The following is a 19,463-nucleotide window of genomic DNA, read 5'->3' on the forward strand; positions in this document are numbered from 1 at the left end:
TGGGAGCCATAATGAGTCTTAAATTTTTAGATTTTGAACAGCCTATTGCAGAACTTCAGGCGCAAATCGAAGAATTAAAAGCGGTTGGCGCAAAGGGTGATTTCGATATTTCTATCGAAGAAGAAATCGCAAAGCTTCAAGAGAAGCGCGAGCAATTAGTTGAAAAGATCTTTGGCGATTTAGGTGCTTGGCAGGTCGCACAATTAGCGCGTCATCCGTTGCGTCCTTATACGCTTGATTATATTCAACACATTTTTGAAGACTTTGACGAATTGGCTGGCGACCGTGCATTTGCGAACGACGAAGCGATTGTTGGCGGCACGGCTCGTATTGACGGCAAACCAGTGATGATTATTGGTCATCAAAAAGGCCGTGAAACAAAAGAGAAAATTCGCCGTAATTTCGGTATGCCAAAGCCTGAGGGGTATCGCAAAGCGTTACGCTTAATGGAAATGGCTGAGCGTTTTAAAATGCCAATTATCACGTTTATCGACACGCCGGGCGCTTACCCTGGTATCGGTGCTGAGGAGCGTGGTCAATCGGAAGCGATTGCTCGTAATTTAAAAGTCATGGCACGTTTAAATACGCCGATTATTTGTACCGTTATTGGTGAAGGTGGATCGGGCGGGGCATTAGCTATTGGCGTGGGTGACCGCGTGAATATGTTGCAATATTCAACCTACTCGGTTATTTCACCGGAAGGCTGTGCATCGATTCTTTGGAAGAGCGCCGAAAAAGCTCCTTTAGCAGCTGAAGCAATGGGTGTAACTGCACAACGTTCGAAAGAGCTAGGCTTAATTGATTCAATTATTGCAGAGCCGATAGGTGGTGCGCATCGGGATCATCAAGAAATGGCGCGTCGATTGAAGAAACAATTACTAGCAGACCTCGACTCATTGGTGAATCTAGATAGCGCAGCTCGCCTCGAGCAGCGTTATCAAAAACTGATGTCATTTGGTTATTGTTAAACTGGAGTGATGCGCGTTGAATAATGCGACATCGACAACGAGTAATAAAGGGGACAGTGGCAACACTGATCCCCTTTATACGTTGTTTAAGCAACGTCTGTTAGCGCTAGAACCGAAGCCACACCAGCAAATTGTCGTGTGCCTCGGTGGAGGGGCGGACTCGCAAACTGTACTTGATTTAACTGACCATTTTCGCACCGAATCTCCACAGTTCAATTTTTTGGCCGTGCATTTAGATCACGCATTTCATCCGAACTCGGGTGATTGGGCGCAAGGCCTTGTCGAAGACTGCCAACGTCGAAACTTTCCGATGATTTGCGAGCCGCTACATGTGCCTTCCGGTAGTCGTATTAGTAAAGAGGCTGCGGGGCGCGAGGCGCGCTATCAGCGCTTGAATGAACTTGCTGACGCCGATGCTATTTTTTTACTTGGCCAACATCGCAATGACCAAATTGAAACCTTTTTACTGCAACTCAAACGTGGCGCAGGGCCCAAAGGTTTAGCGGCGATGGCGATGCAGAGCAAAAAAGGCGGACAAACGTGGTTGCGACCGCTGTTAGATATCAGCAAAGAAGAAATTTATCGTTATGCTAATGCGCGTGAGTTGTTCTGGATTGAAGATGATACCAACTATGACACGAGCATCGAGCGAAATTTTTTACGTCATGAAGTGATTCCAAAGTTAGAGCAGCGTTGGCCACATTTTGGTCAAGCGGTACTGCGAAGTGCGCAACTTTGTAGTGAGACGCAACAGCTTATGGAGCAATTGTTGGACGATCGTGTTCGCCCCCATATTGATAGTCAGGGCCGCTTAGCAACGCGTTGGCTACAACATACAGATGAACAATTGCAACGTGGTGTTTTGCGATATTGGTTGCAACACCAGCAAGCTGCGATTCCGTCGTATGCGCAACTGGAACAGTTACGCACGCAAATGCTATTGACGACCAATGACGCCAGCCCTTGTGTTGAATGGGCTAACTGTGCAGTGAAGCGGATTACCGCCGATAACAAGGACAGATTACTTGTTCTTACTCTGAAGTCACGCTAGGTTGTGTGACTTCGTCATTTTGTTCAAGGAACAATATGGATCAGCGTAAAGCCATTTTCTACGCGCTTGCCGCAGTGTTGCTTTGGTCGACCGTCGCAACGGCTTTTAAGTTAGCACTACGTTATTTAACGCCACTGCAATTACTCACAATTGCTGCCTTTACTAGCCTGCTAACGTTTGCCGTCATTTTGTCAGTGCAACAACGTTGGCGCGTAGTCTGGCAAGTAGGGCGTGAACGTTTCGGTTTCTATGCGTTACAAGGCTTCATTAATCCCGCCGCCTACTATTGGGTGTTGTTTGCGGCATACAACCAATTACCTGCGCAGCAAGCTCAAGCCATAAATTACACTTGGGCAATCACCATGTCGCTTCTAGCAGTGCCGTTTTTGCATCAAAAACTCACGGCAAAAGAACTGTTTGCTATGCTATTAGCCTATGCTGGCGTTTTCTTAATCGCGACTGGAGGCAATTGGGATTTCGCACAAACGAATTGGATTGGTATCGGCCTCGCTCTGTTTAGCACCTTACTCTGGGCAAGCTACTGGCTGATAAACACAAAGAATACGGATAAACCGGTACCTGCGTTATTTTGGTGTTTTGCGTGGGGAAGTGGCTGGCTAGTACTGTTTAATCTCCTTAGTTCAAGTACTGACTCAGGAATAAATTATTTCAATCTTAGCTGGCAGGGAATATGGGCAGGGATCTACGTTGGTCTTTTTGAAATGGGTATCACCTTTTTCTTGTGGCTTACTGCAATGCGATTAGCCACGAAAACAGCACAAATCTCAACGTTGATTTTTTTAAGCCCATTTATTTCATTGATCTTAATTTATTTTATACTCGGTGAAACCATTCAAATAACCACGCTAATTGGCTTATCGCTTATATGCGTTGGTTTGTATCGACTGCGGGAGTGAACGTGTTAGATATCTATGCAGAGTTTACGTTATTGCTGGTAATAGCATGCGGTCTTGGGCTGATCGGTATGTTGTTAAAGCAGCCATTGATTGTCGCGTTTATTGTCGCCGGTATTGTTGTGGGTCCTTCAGCCCTTGATTTGGTTAATCATCATGCGCCAATTGCGTTGTTAGCGAGTGTTGGGATTACCGTACTGTTATTTGTGGTCGGCTTGAAACTTGACCTGCATCTCATTCGTCATCTAGGCCCGGTTGCACTGGCAACTGGTTTAGGTCAGTTATTATTTACTATTGTATTCGGATGGGGACTAGGCTTAGTTTTAGGGTTAGAGATGATTGAGGCGATTTACGTCGCTGTCGCTCTAACATTTTCAAGTACGATTATCGTCGTCAAGCTATTAGCTGACAAACGAGAAATTGATTCACTCCATGGCCGAATTGCAATGGGGTTTTTGATTGTACAAGACATTGCTGTGGTTATTGCGATGATGGCTATGGGAAGTGGCGGCGCTGCGGCTGCTGACGCTGGGGTTTTTCTCATTATTGCTGAAATTGCAATGAAACTAATTATTGCAATCATTCTTGTCGGATTGGCAATGAAGTTTATGTTGCCCTACTTACTAAAACAAGTTGGCAAGTCTCAAGAGTTACTTTTGTTGTTTGCAATAGCTTGGGGAACATTATTAGCTGCCAGCGGTGAATACTTTGGATTCTCAAAGGAAGTTGGCGCTTTCTTAGCCGGCTTCTCACTCGCATCAACCTCCTATAGGGAAGCGATTGGCGCAAGATTAACAAGTTTGCGAGATTTTCTTTTACTATTCTTCTTTATTGAGCTTGGTAGCGCGTTAGATATGACAACACTTGGCGATGCGATTGCGCCCGCAATCGTCTTATCGGTGTTTGTACTCATTGGAAATCCACTGATTGTCATGGCAATTATGGGCTATATGGGATATCGCAAACGGACAGGTTTTATGGCTGGCCTTACCGTCGCGCAGATTAGTGAATTCTCAATCATATTTATTGCGATGGGAATTTCGCTAGGGCATATTCCGCAATCAGCCTTAGGTTTAGTTACCTTAGTCGGCTTAGTCACGATTGCAGCTTCAACATATATGATTCTGTATTCGAGGCAATTATATAACGTCTTTGAACCGTACTTAGATGTTTTCGAGCGGCACAAGCCGTTTCGTGAAATCGCCGATACCCAAAGTCCAGATGAGATTGATTATAAGGGGCAAGTGATTGTATTTGGTGCGGGCCGTTACGGCGAAAAATATGCATTAAAACTTGCCGATAACAACATAAGAGTCATTGCTGTTGACTTTGATCCTGATGTTACTCGTTCGCTCCACCACCCAAATATCACGATGCGATATGGTGATGCTTCCGATCAAGAATTTATTGATTCGCTACCTCTTTCTTCGGCTCACGCCGTGGTATGTACTATTCCGGATATTGAAACGCAGCTGATGTTAATCGATGCACTAAAGCAACATAAATTTAAGGGCAAAATTGTCATTACAGCGCATCAACCAGGGACACGAAAAGAACTCAATCAGGCGGGAGTTGATGAAATATTTGTTCCACTTCACGACGCAGCGGATCATGCGGCTGAAAAAATGCTAGAGGAAATACGTAAGCGCGCATAGAAAGCGCGCTTTTCGTTTACAACTGCTAACACATTGTTACTAACGGCGATGGCAAGATTTCGTCATACTATACGGTATGAAATAAATTTAAGAATTTTAACTTACGGAACTGGGATGTTATGGCCTTTAAGAAACGCGCACTATTACCCCCTCTCATTTTAATTGTCGCAATTCTATTATTGATTTTAATGACAGCTTTACGTCCTAAGCCGCCGCAGCGCAGTACTGAACGACCACCAGTGCTAGTCGAGGTGGTTGAAGCACAACCTGAAAATATTCGTTTTCAAGTCAATGGACAAGGGAACGTAAAGCCTAAGCATATGACCAATTTGGTTACGCAAGTGAGTGGGCAAGTTATTGAAGTTTCGGATAACTTTGTAAATGGTGGCTTTTTCAAGAAAGGCGATGTGATTATCCGTATTGACCCAGATGATTATCGCGTAGCGCTACAAAGCGCGAAAGCGTCACTGGCTCAAGCGAAAGCCGCGTTGGCTGAAGAAAGTGCGCGGGCACAAGTCGCCAAAGATGAGTGGGAATCGCTCCAAATGGGCGAGATTCCAGCATTAGGTATACGTGAACCTCAAGTAGCAAGTGCGGTTGCTGCTGTTCAATCAGCGGAGGCTGCGGTAGCTAAAGCGCAACGAGACTTCGATCGAACCGTCATTCGTGCGCCGTACGACGGCATCCTACAGAATAAAAATGTCGATATTGGTCAGTTTCTCAGTGTGAATACGCAAGTAGGTGCCCTGTTTGGCTCAGAAGTTGCGGAGATTCGTGTACCTTTAAGTGATCGTGATTTGGCTTATATTGATTTACCTGAAGCGAATCATGATGGTGCTTACCCTCATGTCGCATTGACTAGTGACGTTGCGGGTGAAAAATACACTTGGCACGGAAAGCTTGTTCGTAGTGAGGGTGTTCTTGATCAAAGTAGTCGTGTGATATACGGCGTTGTGGAAGTGGAAGACCCATACAATCAGAAAACCGACCGTCATCCAGTGCCGTTACGATTCGGCCGTTTTGTCGAGTTGGTCATTGATGGTATTGAAGCACAGCAAGTATTCCGAGTGCCGCGGTATGCTTTATCCATTAATAATACGTTGTGGGTTGTGGATGAAGAGCGGCGTTTAGAACAGCGTGAGGTGAATATCGTTCGTTCAGAAGCGCAACATGTGGTGATCAATGACGGTTTAGAGAGTGGCGATTTGGTTGTATTGACTCAGTTATCGAATGCGCTACCAAGCATGAAAGTGCGAATTCCGGGCGATCCAATCATCGAGCAGCAAGAAACCAAAGAGCAGCCAGCTGAAGGTGTAGCAGGTAACGACAATGAGTAAGTACGATATCGACCCGAAAAAAGGCATTATTGCTTGGTGGGCGAATAACTCTGTTGCCGCCAACCTATTAATGGCATTGATCATCATCACTGGTATTTTCATGGTGGGACAGGTGCGCAAGCAAATGTTCCCTGAAATTGAGCTGAATATCATTAGTATTCAGGTACCGTTTCCGGGCGCTGCGCCGCAAGAAGTAGAACAAGGTGTATTAGTTCGTATTGAAGATGCCATTGAAGACGTGAATGGTATCGAGCGGGTTACTTCCACGGCCCGTGAAGGCAATGGCTCGGTTTCAATTGAAGTTGAAAGTGGTTACGACGTCCAGGTCGTCATGGACGAGATTAAAATGCTCGTTGATGCCATTCCTAGCTTTCCTCAACAGATCGAAAAACCAAATATTTATCGAATTCGACCGCAACGTCAGGTGATTTGGATTAGTGTATTCGGTGATGTTAATGAAGCCACGCAGAAAGAACTTGCCAAACAAATTCGTGATGACATTAAAGATATTGGCGGTATAACCAAAGTTGACGTGGTGGGTGCTCGCGATTACGAAATTTCAGTAGAGATCTCTGAAGCTGATTTACAACGCTATAACTTGACCTTCCAAGATATTGTCACAGCCATTCGTGGAACCTCGTTAGATGTTGCAGGGGGTTCAATTCGCACGCCGAACGGCGATATTTTGCTACGCGCAAATAATCAAGCCTATGTTGGTGATGAGTTTGAACAAATCGTTTTGATCAAACGTCCAGACGGCACCCGATTGACTTTGGGCGATATTGCAACCGTACAAGATGCGTTTATTGAGCGGCGTCGGTTCACACAATTTGACGGTAAAATGTCGACTTTCGTGCGTGTTGACTCAGTTGGCGATCAAAATGATTTAAGAACTGCAGAGTTAGTGAAGAGTTACATTGACCGCAAGCAAAAAGAGCTTCCTCCAGAAGTTCAAATCGCGCACTGGGGTGATTCATCGTATTACCTCCAAGGTCGACTCGATTTAATGATCGACAACATGCTGTTCGGCGGCGCGCTCGTGTTTATTATGCTGGCGTTATTCTTGCAGCTTCGTCTCGCATTCTGGGTCATGATTGGTATTCCTTTGTGTTTCTTAGGAACCATCGCACTCATGCCACTCCCCATGTTTGACATATCAATCAATATGATTTCACTGTTTGGCTTTATATTGGTGCTGGGGATAGTGGTGGATGATGCCATTGTTATTGGGGAAAGTGCCTATTCTGAGATTGAAAAGAACGGCAAATCAATTGATAACGTGGTGATTGGTGCGAAGAAAGTGGCCATGCCGGCGACGTTTGGTGTACTCACCACCATGGTGGCGTTTATTCCGATGCTCATGGTTGAAGGTGGCATGGGCGCCATTTGGGAATCCATCGCGTGGGTTGTTATTTTATGTTTGGCGTTCTCACTGGTTGAATCAAAGTTTATTCTGCCGGCCCACATTGCACACATGAAATTCTCCAAAGACGGTAATGAGAAGCAAAATGGCTTCCAGCGTGTCCGTAACAAAATCTCTAATGGTCTGCTCTATTTTGCTAAGACTTACTATCAACCGTTCTTGAAGAAGTGCTTACATTATCGTTACACCACGCTGGCTGCTTTTATCGGCTTGTTTATTCTTTCGATTGGTTTAATCGCCGGTGGTACAGTGCGCTGGGTATTCTTCCCAAATATTCCGAGCGACTTCATTCAAGCCAATGTAACGATGCAACCTGGCGCTTCTGAAGAGTCAACCATTCGCACGTTACAGACAGTTGAGCAAGCATTGCTTGATGTGGATAAGAAAGCTGAGCAAGATGATGGCGAAAACATTATCAAACATGTCAACGTGTGGATGAATGGAACCACCAGCGGCACCGTTTTCGCTGAACTTGAAAAGGGCGAAGACCGTAACCTTGACGGGTTTGCGATTATCAATAATTGGCGTGAATCGACCCCCGAAATTGCCGGTGTGAAAGCGCTAAACTTCCAAGGAAGTATTGGCGGCGGCGGTGGTTTTGACGTTGAGTTTCAGCTAACCGGTGAAAACCTTGAGGAGCTCGCCGCAGCGGCAACGTTATTGAAGCAAGATCTTGCCCAATTCGACGGCGTTTTTGATATCGAAGATACCTTTGGCGAAGGTAACGATGAAATTATTCTTGAACTGAAACCGCTAGCGACAGCGATGGGGATCACCCTGCAAGAGCTAGCGAGCCAAGTACGTTACGCTTTCTATGGTGCTGAAGCACAGCGAATTCAACGTAATGACGAAGAAGTGAAAGTTATGGTGCGCTACCCGCTGTCGGAGCGTCAGTCAGTTGGTAATCTTGAAGATATGAAGCTACGCACTGCGGATGGTTCATTAATTCCATTTACCGAGTTAGCTGACGTGCGCTTTGCGAAAGGCTATAACACCATTACACGCATCAATCGTGAACGCTCAGTAAACGTGCGTGCTCGCGTCGATAAAGAGAAAGTGCAGCCATTTGATATTGTTCGCCAAGTTCGGGAAGACAAAATTCAGCCGATTCTTGATCGCTATCCTTCGGTAGGATTCCAACTTGAAGGCGCATCACAAGATGAAGCCGAAGCGACCAATTCACTGGCGCTTGGATTTATGTTGGCACTATTTGCTATTTACGCGTTAATGGCGATTCCATTGAAATCGTATAGCCAGCCGTTGATCATCATGTCGGTGATACCATTTGGCATGATTGGCGCGGTAGTTGGCCATTGGATTTTGGGTATGCCAATTTCCATTCTGAGCTTGTTCGGTATTATTGCGCTGGCGGGGGTTGTGGTGAACGACTCACTGGTGATGGTTGATTATGTTAACCGCGCCCGAGCTGACGGTGAGAGTTTGCGAAAAGCCGTTACTGAGGCCGGGGTGGCACGCTTCCGTGCGATTATTTTGACCTCATTAACAACGTTTTTCGGTCTTGCACCGATTGTGCTTGAGAAGAGTATGCAGGCACAGCTGGTGATTCCAATGGCGATTTCGTTAGCGTTCGGTATTCTTTTTGCAACAGTCATTACGTTGTTGCTGGTGCCAAGTTTATACCTGATCTTGAACGATATGCGTCGCGGTATGAAGACTATGCTAAGTTGGTATGGTCTGACCAAGCCACCAGAACCGAAATCAGAACAACAAAATTCCGTCACATAATGTTAAACTATTGACCTTACACTAATAGATGCTAGCAGCAATAATGCTGCTAGCGTTTAGTCACAGGAAGGTCATGCATGAACTTGGCGCTTATTGATATCGTCGCATTGCTGTTTTTTGTGTCCGTCTGGGTTATCTATACCCAATTTGCACGATTGCGAGCCCGTACTACCTACAGTCTTTCTCACATTTTACGCCAACTTCGTATTGATTGGATGCGAACCCTCACCCGCAAAGAACATCAGATTGCTGATGCGGCGCTGCTTGGCAATGTGGAACGCACGGTAACGTTCTTCGCTTCATCAACTGTTCTGGTATTGGCTGGTGTACTTACGTTGTTAGCGTCGGCCGATAAGGTGGTTGAAGTATTGCAATCGATTCCGTACACCGCTGATACCGCTCCCGACAAAGTACAATTCAAACTCGCGGTACTATCGTTACTGTTTGTATTCGCATTCTTCAAATTTACATGGTCGATTCGGCAGTTCGGTTTTGTCTCGGTGCTTATGGGAGCGGCTCCGCAATATCGCTCAACCGAATTTACCGACGAACAGCGTGAAATATTTGCGCGACAAGCTGCCAAAGTGATCGACCAAGCTGGCCATGAATATAACAATGGACTGCGCTCGTATTATTTTGCGCTAGCATACTTATGTTGGTTTATTCATCCGTATTTATTTATTGCTTCGACGGCAGTTGTCGTGGCGGTGCTTTATCGTCGTGAGTACCGTTCAAAAGTACTTAGAGCCCTGCTAGCGACCAAAGGGTGGGAACCAGGCCCGATCAAAGAAAATGGAGAATCACAGTGACACTTGATGTATTGAAGTGGACTATTGCGAGTTATTTCGAAGCGACAGGGCAAGCTCTGCCAGATCTACCTGATGTGTTAGGGCCATATGAAGGCCAAGCACTTATCGGCACATCATTACGTATTGAATCTGCGCGAATCGAGTTTTGGGATGCTGGCGTTATTGCGATAGAACCCGATCAACCTGGCGATAAAGATGTTGTCTTTTCATGTGCCGTGCATGGCGACGAAACAGCGCCCATTGAAATTGTGCGAGATATGCTGACGGATATTCTTGCCGGTAAGCTACAGGTAAAACACCGAACATTGTTCTTAATTGCTAACCCCGCAGCTATTGTTAACGGCACTCGGTTTATTGACGTAAATATGAATCGTTTGTTTAGCGGCGCTCATGCTCAAGGCGATACGCCAGAACACCATCGCGCGGCTAAACTTGAACAGTACGTGTCTCGATTTTTCAAGCAGCAACGCCGTTTCCACTATGATTTGCACACGGCTATTCGAGATTCAGCTCACGAAAAATTTGCGGTATACCCATTTACTCATGGTGGCCCTTATAAGAAGGAGCAGCTGACGTTCTTAGCTGAATGCGGCGTCGATACGATCTTATTGAATCAAGCACCTACCACTACCTTCAGTTATTACAGTGTTCGCGAGCATAATGCCGATGCGTTCACGGTCGAATTGGGTAAGGTTCGTCCATTTGGCGAAAATGATATGAGTCGATTTACCGATGCTGACACGATGTTCCGTAAACTTATTAGTACAAGTGAATTGGATCTCCCGAAATTTGATAGCAACCGTCATCACGTTTACGACGTAAGCCGTTCTATAGACCGCACCGCCGAAGACTTTCGCCTGAACTTTGCTGATAATGTCGCTAATTTTACCGAGTTTGAGTTAGGTCATCTGTTGGCGGTTGATGGTGAAAATGAATATACAGTAGAGCAACCAGGCGAACGAATTATATTCCCGAATGCCAAAGTGGCGCTCGGACAGCGCGCTTTACTGACCGTTGTACCCATGCCAGTTGAGAACTTGAAACTGGTCTGATTTTTAACTTTTTATGACGCACCTTGTTTGCATGTCAGTTGACGTAAAGGTAAAGTGTGCGCAATTTTTCTTAGAACGAGAAAGTTATGGCGAAAGATAAACAACATCAGTTGGACATCGTGACCAAACCGCAGTTTATTGACGGTTCGGCGCTGAAGATTCCAATGCTACAGATCCTCGCTGAGGACGGTACCATTCGTAAAGGTGCAGAGCAGCCAGAAATGGACAAAGAGCTCGCGCTTAAGATTTTCGACACGATGCAATTTATCCGCATTTTGGACGAGCGCATGATTGCTGCGCAACGCCAAGGCCGGATCAGCTTTTATTTGTCGTCGTTGGGTGAAGAAGCAGCCAGTATTGGTTCAGCTGCTGCGCTGAGTGACGATGACATGATCATGGGGCAATACCGCGAGCAGGGCGCATTGGCGTTTCGTGGCTTTACGGTAGAGCAGTTCATGAACCAGTTATTCTCGAACGAGCGCGATCTTGGTAAAGGCCGCCAAATGCCAGTTCACTACGGCTGTGCGGAGTTGAATTTCATGACTATCGCATCGCCATTGGCAACTCAAATTCCTCAGGCGACCGGCTATGCATATGGCCAAAAGATGGATAAATCGGGCAACTGTACCATTTGTTACTTTGGCGAAGGCGCAGCCTCTGAGGGCGATTTCCACGCAGCATTAAATATGGCTGCGGTTTATAAAGTGCCAGCGATTTTCTTCTGCCGTAACAATGGGTATGCCATTTCAACGCCATCACAGGGCGAACAGTATGCCGGTGACGGTATTGCACCGCGCGGTGTTGCTTACGGTATGAAGACCATTCGTGTGGATGGTAACGACCTTTTTGCCGTGTATAAGGCAACGCAAATGGCGCGTAAATTAGCCGTTGAAGAAAATGAGCCAGTACTTATTGAAGGAATGAGCTACCGCATGGCGGGGCACTCCACGTCAGACGATCCAACTGGTTATCGTACCCGCGAAGAAGAAGATGCGTGGCGGGCAAAAGATCCGGTTGTACGTTTCCAAAAATGGTTACAGAACCAAGGTTGGATTAGCGAAGACGAAGCACAGAAGAATTATGATGAGAAAAAAGCAGCAGTATTGGCGGCCTTGAAGTCAGCTGAAACTGTGCCGGTGCCACACATTGATGAGATTATCGAAGACGTCTATGACACGCCACCGAAGCATCTCAAGAAGCAACTTGAGGCGCTGAAAGCGCATATTCGCAAATACCCGGAAGCTTATCCGAAAACTGCGTCGCGTATTGATGGGGGTGACAAATAATGGCCAAGATGAATCTCTTACAAGCCATCAATAATGCGCTTGATATCGCAATGGCGAAAAGTGACAAAGTTTATAGCTTTGGTGAAGATACCGGTGCATTTGGCGGGGTATTCCGTGCAACCTCTGGTTTAACTGAGAAGTACGGTCGTCATCGCAACTTCAATACGCCGCTGGTTGAGCAGGGCATTTTAGGTTTTGCTAACGGTTTAGCATCGCAAGGTAGTTATGCGGTTGCCGAAATTCAATTCGGTGATTACATCTTCCCAGCGTTTGACCAAATTGTGAATGAGTCGGCGAAATTCCGTTATCGTTCTGGTGACGAGTTTAACGTGGGTGGGTTGACTATTCGTACGCCATACGGTGGTGGTATTGCTGGTGGTCACTACCATTCACAATCACCAGAAGCTTACTTTGCGCATACGCCGGGCTTAAAAATTGTGATGCCGCGTAACCCGTATATGGCAAAAGGCTTGTTGTTGAGTGCGATTTTCGACAAAAACCCAGTCTTGTTTATGGAGCCAAAGCGTCTTTATCGCGCGTCTGTCGGTGAAGTACCAGAGGAAGAATATACGCTTGAACTTGGCAAAGCTGATGTGGTGAAAGAAGGTAAAGATATTACCGTATTAGCTTGGGGTGCTCAGGTTGAAATGGCCGAAAAAGCGGCAGAAATGGCGGCGAAAGACGGTATCGATTCTGAAGTGATCGATTTGGTCAGCATCCTCCCATGGGACGTTGACACCGTTGCTGAATCGGTGCGTAAAACAGGTCGTTTGGTGATTACGCAAGAAGCACCAATTACCGGCGGCTTCGCCAGTGAAGTGGCGGCAACCATTCAAGACGAATGTTTCTTGTACCTGGAATCGCCAATTGCTCGCGTTTGTGGTTTAGACACGCCATATCCGTTAAGCCACGAGAAAGAATACTTTGTGGATCACCTGAAAGTGTACGAAGCGATTAAAGCTTCGATGACTTACTAAGAGGCCTTTGATATGAGTAAAGATTTTATCTTACCAGACATCGGCGAAGGTATTGTCGAGTGCGAAATCGTGGAGTGGTTGGTTAAAGAAGGCGACAGCATTAAAGAAGATCAGCCGGTGGTTGATGTGATGACCGATAAAGCTTTGGTGCAAATTCCAGCCAAAGAAGACGGTGTTGTTGCGAAGCTTTATTACGAAAAAGGTGATATCGCTAAGGTGCATGAGCCGTTATTCGCAATCGACAGTGGTGATTCTAGTTCAGAGAATAAACCAGCTGCAGACGAGCAGAAGCAAGAGGCTACTCCAAAGCAAGGTGACTCAGGCAGCACAGTTACTGACTTTATTTTGCCGGATATCGGCGAAGGTATTGTTGAGTGTGAAATTGTCGAATGGCAGGTGAAAGAAGGCGACACTATCGAAGAAGATCAGCCGGTGGTTGATGTGATGACCGATAAAGCCTTGGTACAAATTCCTGCGAAAGAAAATGGTGTTGTTGAGAAGCTGTATTACAAACAAGGTGATATTGCCAAGGTACACGAACCATTGTTTGCAATTCGTGTGGCCGACAGTGCATCTACTGCTGGTACGAATCAGTCGGCACCGGCAGCTTCGAGCCAGAAAGAATCAACAGCTGTAAACAATAAGTCGCAAGCAGGCACTACCGAAGCGCCAACTGCAGCGCGTCAAGGTAAAGCAATTGCGAGCCCTGCGGTGCGTCGTCGTGCCCGCGAACTGGATGTGGATATTAGTCAGGTATCGGGCTCAGGCGCGAAAGGTCGCGTGATGAAAGAAGACGTTGAAGCGTTTGCGAAGGGTGACCAAGCGAGCGTTGCGACCACATCCACCGCAGCAACTAGTACCAGTGAGCCAAAAGTTGGCGGTACTCGCGTTGAACCGATTCGTGGCGTAAAAGCCGCCATGGCTAAGCAGATGATGAAGTCGGTCAGCACTATTCCGCACTTCACTTATGCAGACGAATTTGATTTGACCAATGTGATGGCATTGCAGAAACAATTGAAAGAGCGTTATGCCGATGACGGTATTCGCATCACGATGATGCCTTTCTTTATCAAAGCCTTATCGCTTGCGTTGAAAGAATTCCCTGTGATGAATGCGCAAGTGAATGATGATTGCACCGAGATCACCTATTTTGACGACCATAACATTGGCATGGCCGTAGATACCAAGATTGGCTTGTTAGTACCAAATGTTAAGCAAGTACAAAACAAGAGCATTATCGAAGTAGCGCAGGAAGTGACTCGTTTAACCCAAGCGGCTCGTGAAGGCCGCGTGGCGCAAGAAGATATGAAAGGCGGAACCATTTCCATCTCTAATATCGGCGTTATTGGTGGTACAGTTGCAACGCCAATCATTAACAAGCCTGAAGCAGCGATTGTGGCCTTAGGCAAAGTGCAAGAGCTACCGCGTTTTGATGCGCAAGGTCAGGTTGTTGCACGCAAAATTATGACTGCAAGTTGGTCTGGTGATCACCGTATTATTGATGGTGGCACGATTGCGCGCTTTAACAAACGCTGGCAGGAGTTTTTAGAAGACCCAACTAGCATGTTAGTCCATATGAAATAGTCGACTTGTCTCATAATTAGTCATACAAAAAGGTCAGCTTGCTGACCTTTTTTATTGTTCATAAAACTAAATTGCTAAAGCAAAACGTATATGTGACGATAACTTGGTTTTCGGTTAAATAAACGTAAAGGCAACTATGGATTTTCCTGACTCGATTAAACAACAAACCTGCCGAGATTGCTTAAGTGGTCAATCACTTGGTTTCGAAATTCGCATGGCTTTTCAACCAATTGTCGATTGGCACAAGCAGCATATCGTTTCTTATGAGGCACTTGTACGTGGTCCTCAGGGGGAGGGGGCTGGTTGGGTATTCGAACGCGTGAATGAAGAGAATCGTTACTATTTTGACCAAGCTTGTCGTGTGAAGGCTATTGAAACAGCCGCTCGTTTGGGTTGCAATACGTATCTAAATATCAATTTCCTACCAAATGCTGTTTATAATCCAGAAACTTGTATCAAAGCGACAATTGAAGCGGCTGATATGTACGCGTTTGATATGACGAAATTGATATTTGAAGTTACGGAAAGCGAACAAATTATCGACAAAGACCATTTGCAACGAATATTTAGTAGTTATTCGAAGCGCGGGTTCAAAACCGCCATTGATGATTACGGCTCAGGATTTTCACGGATGGATTGGCTGACGGATTTGCGACCTGATATTTTGAAGCTAGATATGCAACTGATACGAGACATTGATCAATCGCACGATAAACAAAAGATAGTACGAGATGTCGCAAATGTGTGCCGATTACAAGGAACACAAGTTTTAGCCGAAGGAATTGAGACCAAAGAAGAATTAGATTGTTTGTTAGATCTTGGTATTCATTTGTTTCAGGGGTATTATTTAGCCAAGCCAACACTAGAAGAATTGGCAAAGGTTCCGTTTGAAGTGTTGTAGATAAATGGTCAATTAATAATAATAAACAAACAGGGAGTGTCGATAATGCACTTTTGGCGCTATGGGTTACTTGGCACGTTCGCCATATTTAGTACCATCGCGCTGGCAGCTGCGGAATCGCTCCCTCTTAACCAATCACCAGAAACATCCTCAATTCCTTTAAATCAATATGCCTTGCGCAGTTGGAACACTCGTGATGGCTTACCACATAACTCGATAAATCGAATTACGCAATCGCATGAGGGTTACCTCTGGCTTGCGACGTGGGAAGGTCCAGTGCGCTACAACGGGCGCTCGTTCAGAATTTACGATGACACAACAGTCACTAAAATGCGTGAAGCTGGTGCCTTAAGCGTGGATTACGATGAATCGAGTCAGGAAATAGTGTTTAGCGGTCCGCGCGGAAGTGTTGTTACTTACCGTAACAATAACTGGACACCGGAAATTATTGGCGAGAATTTTGTATTTGATACCGTTGTTGATTACAACGAGGTTCGCTGGGCGGCAACAGCGAAAGGGGTTTATCGATTAAAGGAAGGCGAGGAACCGGTTCACTACACAGAACGTAATGGCTTACCAACAGATTTCACCTTTCGATTATTTGCCGTTTCACAAAGCGAAAGCCATGATGCGAGGTTATATGTGGGAACGCGACGCGGCGTTGCCTATTACGACGAGAAAACCGATTCATTTATTGCAATAAAGTCGATATCGCAAGCTCAAGTGCGGGCGCTAACGATACTTAGCAATGACACAATTGTTGTGGCAAATGATGACGGCTTATTTTATCTCCCCCCGCAAGCATCAGATTTTATCCCTTGGCCATACGCCATGAAGGATCGTGTAACTGCGCTAAGTGAAACCAGTGAAGGTTGTTTATTAATTGGCACCTTTACCAGAGGGGTCGGGCGACTCTGCCAGCACTCTGAAGATTGGTTAAGTATTGAAAATGGGCTACCTAATTCACACGTACTCGATATTTATCGAGATAACGACGGGACAATTTGGATTGGTACTCATGGCGGTTTAGTGCAATTACGCCAGGCGCTATTCCGCAGCTTTACACCTCACCATGGATTGAAAGGCGCCTATGTTCGGTCAGTAAATACCGATAGCATGGGGCGAGTGTGGGTTGGTACCAACGATGGTATCAGTCGACAAACAACGACATCGAATGACTGGATAGCATTTGAAGCTTTGAAAAGCGATCCGAAACTTTCGGCTTTGTCGGTTTTAAGTCTTGCGCATGGCAAAGATGACATTGTTTATGTTGGGAGCTATACCGAAGGGTTACTCCAACTAATCGACGGCAAGATAACGGCACAATTGAGCCGCGAGCAAGGATTTGCAAGTAACGAAATTCGGGTGGTTTTGCCGCTAGAGCAAACCGATCTTTTGTTAGTTGGTACCGCGCGTGGACTTTATTTAGTTCGTACAAAGTCGGGGGCGTTTGAAGTAGTTCGGCATTATACTACAGCTGACGGCATGGCGGCCGATTTCGTCTCATCTGTAACGATGGATAGCGAAGGGGCACTGTGGGTTAGTTCGACGTTGTCGCTAACTTATTTTAAGCCGTTGGAGGATCACAATTGGCAACCGGAACCAGTTGAATTAGCTTCATTTACCGGCGCTAGTAATATTTTTTCCGGTACCTTTCACAATGGTCGAATTTGGTTTGCTACTGATCATGGCATGCTCACTCGCTCGTTAAAGACGAATGATTGGCAGTGGTTGTCGCGCCGCGATGGTCTACCTTTCGATAAGACATTTACGATTAATTTCGATGCCGCAGATAACCTATGGCTGGGCGGCGCTCGAGGTATCCTTCGCGTTGCCAAGGCTGATCTTGAACGCTGGATGATCGATAACCGATTGACGATTCAGTATCAACTTTTCACGGAAGTTGATGGCATGGTCAGCCGTCAATTGACTACTGGCGGCCCCGCTTCAGTGGTTGATAAAAATGGCCACCTATGGTTTGCCTCAGCGCTTGGCGCCGTCAAGGTCGATCCGGAAGCTGTCGATAAATATAGTCGAAGCTCTCCAGCACCGGTCATTGAATCGATAATCACTGATGAGGGTGAAATTGATGTTGAAAGGCGTATTTCTGCAGACAATACTCGTACCGAATTTAGATATGTTGCGCTTGGCTATCACATGCCCGAGGCGTTGCAATATCAAGTAAGGCTAGTTGGTTACGATTCACATTGGATTGATCGTGGCAATCAGCTGGAAACCGCCTATACAGCCCTTGCTCCCGGTGAATATACCTTTATGGTACGTAGCCGTTATCCGGGTGGTGAATGGTCGCCGGTAACCGCAGTGACGCTCAATAAATCTGCTTACTTCTATCAGAAACCGTGGTTTTGGTTCATTTTTTCTCTCGTTGTTATTTTGTTGGTGAGCCTCGCAATTCATTTACGAATTCGATCACTTCAACATACGAAACGACGCCTGCAAGGACTTGTGCAAAAGAAAACCCAAGAACTTGAAGCGATGGCATTACAAGACACATTAACGGGGCTTGCGAATCGTCGCTCATTTGATCAGCAATTAGACCATGAGGTGCAAAATAGTCGTCGCTATAACACACCACTCAGCGTTGCTTTAATTGATATCGACTACTTTAAACAAATTAATGACACCTATTTGCATACCGGTGGTGATGTGGTGTTAAAACAAGTCGCCGAACTATTGCAACAATTAGTCCGTGAAGTGGATGGTGTTGCGCGCTGGGGAGGCGAAGAATTTGCAATTATTTTCCCGCAAACGATGCTCGCTGACGCCGTATTGGTGCTTGAACGTATTCGCGTTGCGATAGAAAATTTGCGTGTTGAGAATTTTGAAGAGGCTAGAATTACGGTGAGCATCGGGGTTACCGAACTGACCAAAGAAGAGAGCTCTGCCGAACTACTTAAAAATGCTGACAGAGCTCTATATACGGCAAAAGAGCAGGGTCGTAACCGTATCGTTACCGTTTAGCAATCATTCGTCGAACTAAGCCAGGGAAAAAGCGTTGTAGAAACGGTGCGAGTTTGGAAAGTCCTGAACCGACAACCACTTCTGCTTTTTGCTTCGCTATCGCTTCAAGCGACTTGCGTGCGCATTCTTCGGCTGAAATACCACCGGCATTATCTGGGTCTTCATGACCTAACGCGGTGCCATCGCCGGTTAACGAATTGTGAGCAACCTGAGTATTAATAAAGCCAGGCAAGATTGAGGTGACAGTTAAGCCATACTGCGCCATTTCTGCCCGCAACGAATCCATAAAACCGATAACACCAAACTTGGCCCCGTTATACCCGCTGCGAAGCTTTGTGCCAACTTTGCCCGCCACACTTGAGACTGTTACGATTTGGCCGGCGCGGCGTTCGACCATGCGCGGTAAGACCAGCTTAGTTAGCGCAATAACACCAAAGTAATCGATTTCCATTAGTTGTCGATACACGGACATATCAGTCTCTAAAATCAACGATCGCTGAGATACGCCAGCGTTGTTAATCAAGATATCAATGATCTGATCACCGAGTGCATCCTTTGCCATTAATGCAGCCTGTTCGGGCTGACTCAAATCGAGAGCCAGAACTTGATGGCGTTCCGGGTGCGCCAATGATTGACGAACTTGCTCAAGTGCATCGTGGCGACGCGAAGTAAGAATTAAATGCGCACCCGCTTCAGCGAGTTGTTGCGCCATGGCTAAACCGATGCCAGAAGAGGCACCGGTTAGCCAGACAGTTTTACCTTGGAAGTAACGCATTGG

14 protein-coding genes are annotated in these 19,463 nt (G+C 46.1%); 13 read left to right on the plus strand and 1 reads right to left on the minus strand.

Features of this window, described 5'->3' with window-relative positions; genetic code table 11:
* Positions 1–11: 11 nt before the first annotated feature.
* From accA to CWI76_RS00850, 13 genes are all read left to right on the plus strand, one after another.
* Positions 12–968: an acetyl-CoA carboxylase carboxyl transferase subunit alpha gene (gene accA / locus CWI76_RS00790; RefSeq protein WP_126758489.1), complete on the plus strand. Its 957-nt coding sequence runs from the start codon at positions 12–14 to the stop codon at positions 966–968.
* A gap of 16 nt (positions 969–984) precedes the next feature.
* Positions 985–2,019 carry a tRNA lysidine(34) synthetase TilS gene (gene tilS, locus CWI76_RS00795; RefSeq protein WP_126758490.1) on the plus strand — a complete coding sequence of 345 codons (1,035 nt, stop codon included), beginning with the start codon at positions 985–987 and terminating at the stop codon, positions 2,017–2,019.
* Positions 2,020–2,054: 35 nt separating this feature from the next.
* Positions 2,055–2,936: a DMT family transporter gene (locus tag CWI76_RS00800; protein WP_126758491.1), complete on the plus strand. Its 882-nt coding sequence runs from the start codon at positions 2,055–2,057 to the stop codon at positions 2,934–2,936.
* On the plus strand, positions 2,906–4,588 hold the full coding sequence (locus tag CWI76_RS00805; RefSeq protein ID WP_126758492.1) for a cation:proton antiporter: 1,683 nt from the start codon (positions 2,906–2,908) through the stop codon (positions 4,586–4,588). The genes CWI76_RS00800 and CWI76_RS00805 overlap by 31 nt, the downstream gene beginning before the upstream one ends.
* Before the next feature lie 119 nt (positions 4,589–4,707).
* Positions 4,708–5,925 carry an efflux RND transporter periplasmic adaptor subunit gene (locus CWI76_RS00810; RefSeq protein ID WP_126758493.1) on the plus strand — a complete coding sequence of 406 codons (1,218 nt, stop codon included), beginning with the start codon at positions 4,708–4,710 and terminating at the stop codon, positions 5,923–5,925.
* Entirely contained in the window at positions 5,918–9,094 is a 3,177-nt protein-coding gene (locus CWI76_RS00815; RefSeq protein ID WP_126758494.1) for an efflux RND transporter permease subunit, read from the plus strand. The genes CWI76_RS00810 and CWI76_RS00815 overlap by 8 nt, the downstream gene beginning before the upstream one ends.
* A gap of 77 nt (positions 9,095–9,171) precedes the next feature.
* A complete protein-coding gene (locus CWI76_RS00820) occupies positions 9,172–9,903 on the plus strand; it encodes a DUF599 domain-containing protein (protein WP_126758495.1) in 732 nt (243 codons plus the stop codon).
* A gap of 74 nt (positions 9,904–9,977) precedes the next feature.
* Positions 9,978–10,955, plus strand: a complete 978-nt coding sequence (gene astE / locus CWI76_RS00825; RefSeq protein ID WP_420849467.1) for a succinylglutamate desuccinylase — start codon at positions 9,978–9,980, stop codon at positions 10,953–10,955.
* A gap of 86 nt (positions 10,956–11,041) precedes the next feature.
* Complete coding sequence (locus CWI76_RS00830; RefSeq protein ID WP_126758496.1) at positions 11,042–12,241, plus strand: thiamine pyrophosphate-dependent dehydrogenase E1 component subunit alpha; 1,200 nt, start codon at positions 11,042–11,044, stop codon at positions 12,239–12,241.
* Entirely contained in the window at positions 12,241–13,218 is a 978-nt protein-coding gene (locus tag CWI76_RS00835; protein ID WP_126758497.1) for an alpha-ketoacid dehydrogenase subunit beta, read from the plus strand. The genes CWI76_RS00830 and CWI76_RS00835 overlap by 1 nt, the downstream gene beginning before the upstream one ends.
* Before the next feature lie 12 nt (positions 13,219–13,230).
* Positions 13,231–14,802, plus strand: a complete 1,572-nt coding sequence (locus tag CWI76_RS00840) for a dihydrolipoyllysine-residue acetyltransferase (protein WP_126758498.1) — start codon at positions 13,231–13,233, stop codon at positions 14,800–14,802.
* 136 nt (positions 14,803–14,938) lie between these two features.
* Complete coding sequence (locus CWI76_RS00845) at positions 14,939–15,703, plus strand: EAL domain-containing protein (protein ID WP_126758499.1); 765 nt, start codon at positions 14,939–14,941, stop codon at positions 15,701–15,703.
* Positions 15,704–15,748: 45 nt separating this feature from the next.
* Positions 15,749–18,685 carry a ligand-binding sensor domain-containing diguanylate cyclase gene (locus tag CWI76_RS00850; RefSeq protein WP_126758500.1) on the plus strand — a complete coding sequence of 979 codons (2,937 nt, stop codon included), beginning with the start codon at positions 15,749–15,751 and terminating at the stop codon, positions 18,683–18,685.
* Here the strand turns inward: CWI76_RS00850 and CWI76_RS00855 are convergent.
* Positions 18,675–19,460 (minus strand): SDR family oxidoreductase, encoded by a 786-nt coding sequence (locus CWI76_RS00855; protein ID WP_126758501.1) that lies wholly within the window; start codon positions 19,458–19,460, stop codon positions 18,675–18,677. The genes CWI76_RS00850 and CWI76_RS00855 overlap by 11 nt on opposite strands.
* Positions 19,461–19,463 lie beyond the last annotated feature (3 nt).

It is taken from the genome of Pseudidiomarina marina (assembly GCF_003987045.1).
GTDB classification, from domain to species: domain Bacteria; phylum Pseudomonadota; class Gammaproteobacteria; order Enterobacterales; family Alteromonadaceae; genus Pseudidiomarina; species Pseudidiomarina marina.